The organism is Mycobacterium sp. 1245801.1 (assembly GCF_001673055.1).
GTDB classification, from domain to species: Bacteria; Actinomycetota; Actinomycetes; order Mycobacteriales; family Mycobacteriaceae; genus Mycobacterium; species Mycobacterium europaeum_A.
This window is the reverse complement of the sequence record NZ_LZKY01000359.1, coordinates 1-5588: the sequence shown is the minus strand read 5'-3', so window position 1 is coordinate 5588 and position 5588 is coordinate 1. Positions and strand designations below refer to the sequence as shown.

The 5588-nt window shown below is 68.5% G+C and carries 6 protein-coding genes; 1 reads left to right on the top strand and 5 read right to left on the bottom strand.

Annotated features, from left to right (window positions below; translation table 11 throughout):
* The 4 genes from A5622_RS22705 to A5622_RS22690 form a co-directional block, all read right to left on the bottom strand.
* On the bottom strand, nt 1-618 hold a 618-nt coding region (locus tag A5622_RS22705; protein WP_156753057.1), incomplete at its 3' end, for a hypothetical protein.
* Between the two features lie 41 nt (nt 619-659).
* Nucleotides 660-1499 carry a transglutaminase family protein gene (locus tag A5622_RS22700; protein WP_066881391.1) on the bottom strand — a complete coding sequence of 280 codons (840 nt, stop codon included), beginning with the start codon at nt 1497-1499 and terminating at the stop codon, nt 660-662.
* A complete protein-coding gene (locus tag A5622_RS22695; RefSeq protein ID WP_066881389.1) occupies nt 1499-2476 on the bottom strand; it encodes an alpha-E domain-containing protein in 978 nt (325 codons plus the stop codon). The genes A5622_RS22700 and A5622_RS22695 overlap by 1 nt, the downstream gene beginning before the upstream one ends.
* Nucleotides 2463-4151 (bottom strand): circularly permuted type 2 ATP-grasp protein, encoded by a 1689-nt coding sequence (locus A5622_RS22690; protein ID WP_066881387.1) that lies wholly within the window; start codon nt 4149-4151, stop codon nt 2463-2465. Before A5622_RS22690 ends, A5622_RS22695 begins: the two co-directional genes overlap by 14 nt.
* A 144-nt stretch (nt 4152-4295) precedes the next feature.
* On the opposite strand from A5622_RS22690, the gene rpsT reads away from it, so the two are divergent.
* On the top strand, nt 4296-4556 hold the full coding sequence (rpsT, locus tag A5622_RS22685) for a 30S ribosomal protein S20 (protein ID WP_066862701.1): 261 nt from the start codon (nt 4296-4298) through the stop codon (nt 4554-4556).
* 27 nt (nt 4557-4583) lie between these two features.
* Here rpsT and holA read toward each other — a convergent pair whose 3' ends face one another.
* Nucleotides 4584-5552, bottom strand: a complete 969-nt coding sequence (holA, locus tag A5622_RS22680) for a DNA polymerase III subunit delta (protein ID WP_066862704.1) — start codon at nt 5550-5552, stop codon at nt 4584-4586.
* Nucleotides 5553-5588 lie beyond the last annotated feature (36 nt).

Genomic DNA, 5588 nt, shown 5'->3' with positions numbered 1-5588 from the left:
CCGGGCGATCGGCAGGATGACGCCCAGCGCCGGCCAGATCAGCACCGCCGTCGCCAATTCGGCGAGGATGGCCGTGGCCAGACCGAGCCGCGCGACCGGTCCGGGCATCAACGCGCGGGTGAGGCCGGGCACCGCGATCCCGCCGACCAGCAGGCCCAGCGCCACGATGTGCCCCGGGCCGCCGGTGAGAAAGACCAACAAGTAGAGCGCCCGGACCACCGCCGCGTTCGCGGCGACATCCGGTATCGACAACGCCCAACCCAGCAACCCCGCCAGGCCGAGCGCACCGGCGGCCAAGACGCCGCCACTCAACGTGACCGCGCCGGATCCGGCCCCGAGTCGGCTCAGCCGGGCGCCGGCGCTTGCCCCGTAGATCGCCAGCGGCACCGAGGACGCGAACGTCGCAACGGCGATGATGCGCACGGCGGTCGGCTGGGCGCGAACGTAGGCGGTGACGGCGCCCGCCGGGCCGTAGGGCAACGGCATGACGCCGCCCACCGCGACGCCGATGGCGATGCCGCCGACGAGCAGCGCGATGCAGAGCAGGGCCAGCGCCGCCAGGGGCGAGCCGGGCCGGCTCTTATCGCGGCGCGGCGCGCCTTCGGCCGGATCGTTCATTCCTGCAACGGTATCCCTGCGGCGACGAACCCCGCCCCGGGCTAGGCCAGCCGGGTCACCTCGACGATCACGTCGAGGTCGGTGGCGCCCTCCCCGGAGTAGATGCCCTTCAGCGGGGAGACGTCGGCGTAGTCGCGGCCCACGCCCACGCCGACGTACTGCTCGGTGATCTCGGTGTCGTTGGTGGGGTCATAGCTCCACCAGGCACCCGTCCACGCCTCAATCCAGGCGTGGCTTCGGCCGTCGACGGTGTCGCCGACGACGGCGTCGCGCCTGGGGTGCAGGTAGCCCGAGACGTAGTGCGCCGGAATCCCCATGCTGCGCAACAACATCAGCGACAAATGCACGAAGTCCTGGCACACGCCCTTGCCCGCTTTGAGCGCGTCCAGGCCGGACGAGTGCACGCTGGTGGTGCCCGGCAGGTATTCCAGTTCTTCGCGCACCCAATTGGCCGCGGCTACAACGGCTTCGGCCGGCTTGTGGGTCTTGCTGATCTTCTTACCGACCGACGCCACCCGCTTGCTGGCCGGGGCGTGCTGGGTGGGGCGAAGCAGGTCGTCGTAGCGATCGATCACGGCCTCGGACTGCAGGTCGCTCCAGCCCGCCTCCGCCGAGAGTGGCTCGGCCCGCTCGGTTTCCACGACCGACGTCGACATCACCGTGAGATCGGTGTGCGGGGCGTGCAGGTCGAACGCGGTGACCGCGGTGCCCCAGTAATCGATGTAGCGGTAGGACCGGGTCGCCGGGATGGTTTCGACACGGTTGAGGATGACGTTTTGCCGGCTGTTCGACCGCGGGGTCAACCGGGCCTCGTTGTAGGAGGCGGTCACCGGGGATTGGTAGGCGTACCCGGTGGTGTGCACCACCCGCAGTCGCCACATCAGCTGTCCCCTTTCCTGCTGACCAGCCGGGCGCGCTGGCCCGCGTCCGACCAGGCCACCCAGGGCGTGACGTGGAAGTACTGCAGCGCCAACGCCTCTCCGACGTCGTGGCAGGTGCGCTGCAGCCCCGCCAGGCGGCTCTCCAACGACTCCAGCAGCACGCCGGGCTGCACGAATTCCAATTCGCTGCGGGCCTGCCCGAGCAGTCGCTGCGCCTCGGCGGTGGCCCCGATCCGGCTCTGCCGGTTGTGGACCAGCTCGTCGAGATTGTGTTCGGCCAGCCGCAGCGAATAGAACACCGAACGCGGAAACAGCCTGTCCAACAACATGAATTCGACCACCCGCCCGGCGTCCAGCACACCGCGATAGGTGCGCAGATAGGTGTCGTGCGCGCCCGCCGAACGCAACAGCGTCACCCACGCCGGGGACGAGGCGCTGTCGCCGACCCGCGACAACAACAGCCGCACCGTCATGTCGACCCGTTCGATGGCCCGGCCCAGCACCATGAACCGGTAGCCGTCGTCGCGGGACAGCGTCGAGTCGGCCAGGCCGGCGAACATCGCCGCCCGCCGCTCGATGAACGACAGAAAGTCGTGCGGCCCAAGGCGTTTGGCGGCCCGCTCACGTTCGGGCAGGGCGTGGTAGGTGGTGTTGAGGCATTCCCAGATCTCGCTGGAGGTCACCTCGCGCGCCGACTTGGCGTTCTCGCGCGCCGAGGTGATGGCATCGACGATCGAGCAGCCGCCCTGGGTGTTGGTGCTGTAGGCCACCAGATCGGTCAGCAACCACACGTCCAGGTCGTGCTTCGGCGGGTCGATCCCGAGCACCCGCAGCAGCAGCCGCGACGCATGGTCGGGGTCGACGCTGGAATCCTCGAGCAACTGGTGCAGCGCCACGTCCAGGATGCGCGCGGTGTCGTCGGCGCGTTCGACGTACCGGCCGATCCAGTAGAGCGACTCGGCGTTACGTGCCAACATCGTGCACCGCCCTTTGCTGTTGTTGTTGCTCGAGCTGCTCGCGCTGGGGCAGTTCGGTGGGCTGCGCCTGCTGAGACGTCACCCGCGGGGCGTCGTCGAGCATCGGGTCCGGCATCGAGATGGGCAACGAGCGCACCACCTCCGCCGCCTCGAGCTCGTGATCGCCGGCCGACGCCCGCGACGCCAGCACCCACGTGTCCTTGGAGCCGCCACCCTGACTGGAGTTGACCACCCGCGACCCCTCGACCAGCGCCACCCGGCTCAGCCCGCCGGGCAGCACCCACACGTCGTTGCCGTCGTTGACCGCGAACGGCCGCAGGTCGACGTAGCGCGGCGCCAGGGTGTTGCCGACCTGGGTCGGCACCGTCGACAGCTCCATCATCGGCTGCGCGATCCAGCTCCGCGGATCGTCGCGCACCTTCTTGGCGACGGCCGCCAACTCTTTCTCCGAGGCCTCCGGCCCGAACACGATGCCGTAGCCGCCCGACCCCTCCACCGGCTTGAGCACCAGCTCGTCGATGCGGTCCAGCACCTCTTCGCGCTCGTCGTCGAGCCAGCAGCGCAGCGTCTCCACGTTGGCCAGCAGCGGCTTCTCCCCGAGGTAGTACTCGATCATCATGGGCACATAGGTGTAGACGAGTTTGTCGTCGCCGACGCCGTTGCCGATCGCGCTGGAGATGGACACGTTGCCCGCACGGGCGGCGTTGACCAGCCCCGCCACCCCCAGCACCGAATCGGCGCGGAACTGCAGCGGATCCAGGAAGGCGTCGTCGATGCGCCGATAGATGACGTCGACCTGGCGCTCCCCCTCGGTGGTGCGCATGTACACCTGGTTGTCGCGGCAGAACAGGTCGCGCCCCTCGACCAGCTCGACCCCCATCTGGCGGGCCAGCAGCGAATGCTCGAAATAGGCCGAGTTGTAGACGCCCGGGGTCAGCACCACCACCGTCGGGTCGGCCTCGTTGGTGGCCGCGGAGTTGCGCAGCGCCCGCAGCAGGTGCGAGGCGTAGTCATCGACCGCGCGCACCCGGTGGCTGGCGAACAGGTTGGGGAACACGCGCGCCATGGTGCGCCGGTTCTCCATGACATAGGACACACCCGACGGCGACCGCAGGTTGTCCTCGAGGACCCGCCAGGTGCCCTTGTCGTCGCGGATCAGGTCGATGCCGGCGACGTGGATCCGCACGCCGTTGGGCGGGACGATGCCCATCGCCTGGCGGTGGAAGTGCTCGCACGACGTGATCAGCCGGCGCGGGATCACCCCGTCGTTCAATATTTCCTGGTCACCGTAGATGTCGTCGAGGTACAGCTCGAGCGCCTTGACGCGCTGGGTGATGCCGCGCTCCAGGCGCGTCCACTCGGCGGCCGAGATGACCCGCGGCACCAGATCCAGCGGAAACGGCCGCTCCTGGCCCGATAACGAGAAGGTAATGCCCTGGTCAAGGAAGGCGCGGGACAGCGCTTCGGCGCGGGCTTTGAGCTCCGAGGCATCCGACGGCGCGAGCTCGGCGTAGATGCCCTTATACGGGCCGCGCACGTTGCCCTGGGCATCGAACATCTCGTCGAACGCCATGTCGTAGGCGTCGGAGGCCGCGTTGTATCCGTCGAAGATGCGCTCAGAGCGCGCAGCGCGAAAACCCCGCTTGGTGTGGTCAAGCTGGTTGGTAAGACTCACTGTTCAGATGCTGCCTCAAGTCGACGTTCTGGCAGCCCACGTGTTCCCGTTTTGGGAGAAAACGTAACTCACTGATAACCTGGGCAATCGCTGTGGTGATATCCGGCGCCCCACAATACGTCTAATCGAAGAAGGAACTCCCGCGTGGCCAACATCAAGTCGCAGCAGAAGCGCAACAAGACGAACGAGCGCGCTCGCCTGCGCAACAAGTCGGTGAAGTCGTCGCTGCGTACCGCTGTCCGCGCGTTCCGCGAGGCGGCCCACGCCGGCGACAAGGAGAAGGCCGCCGAGTTGCTGGTGTCGACCAACCGCAAGCTGGACAAGGCCGCCAGCAAGGGCGTGATCCACAAGAACCAGGCGGCGAACAAGAAGTCGGCCCTGGCGCAGGTCCTCAACAAGATCTAAGGCTTTTACTCAGCCGACGCGCCCCCTCTACTGGCCGCGCTGGGCGGCTAGCTCGGCGACCTGCCTGACCGCGGATTCCAGGGCGTAGTCGGCGTCCACCACCGCTCCCTTAACGTTCGCGTTGAGCGTGGCCACCACCTTCATCGCGGTCGCCACAGAGTCACGCGACCAACGCCGCGCCTGCTTCTGCGCCTTCTGCACCCGCCAGGGCGGCATCCCGAGCTGAGACGCCAGCCGGTAGGGGTCCCCCGACAGTGGGCCGACCCGGCCGATCGTGTGGATCGCCTCGGCCAGCGCGTCCGCCAGCACCACCAGCGGCTCACCGCGCATCATCGCCCACCGCAACGCCTCGGCGGCCCCTTCGATGTCACCGGTCACCGCCTTATCCGCGATGTCGAAGCCCTTCACCTCGGCCTTGCCGCTGTGATAGCGGCGGACCGCGTCGGCGTCGACCACCCCGCCGGTGTCGGCGACCAACTGGGAGCAGGCCGAGGCCAACTCCCGCAGGTCGGAACCGACCGAATCCAGCAGTGCGGTCACCGTCTGGTCGTCGGCCTTGACCCGCAGGCCGCGAAACTCCTTGCGGACAAAATCGACGCGCTCGCTCAGTTTGGTGATCCGCGCGCACGAATGCACCACGGCGCCAAGGGATTGCAGCTCGGTGGCCAGCGCCTTGGCGCGCCCGCCGCCCGAGTGCACCACGACCAGCACCACGCCGGTCGGCATGTCGCTCGCGGCCGAAACGATCACCGCGGCAGCGTCTTTGCCCGCTTCGCCGGCGGCCTCCAGCACGACGATGCGCTCGTCGGCGAACAGCGACGGACTCAGCAGCTCGGCGAGCTCATAGGTGCTGACGTCGCCCGCCCGCATCCGGTTGACCGGCACGTCGTCGGTGCCGGCTCGTTTGCGCGCCGACCGCAGCACGTCGGACACCGCCCGCTCGACCAGCAGTTCCTCGTCTCCCAGGACCAGGTGCAACGGCGAAATCTCGGTCACCCCACGATGGTGTCACGCCCCACCGACCGCGCCGCT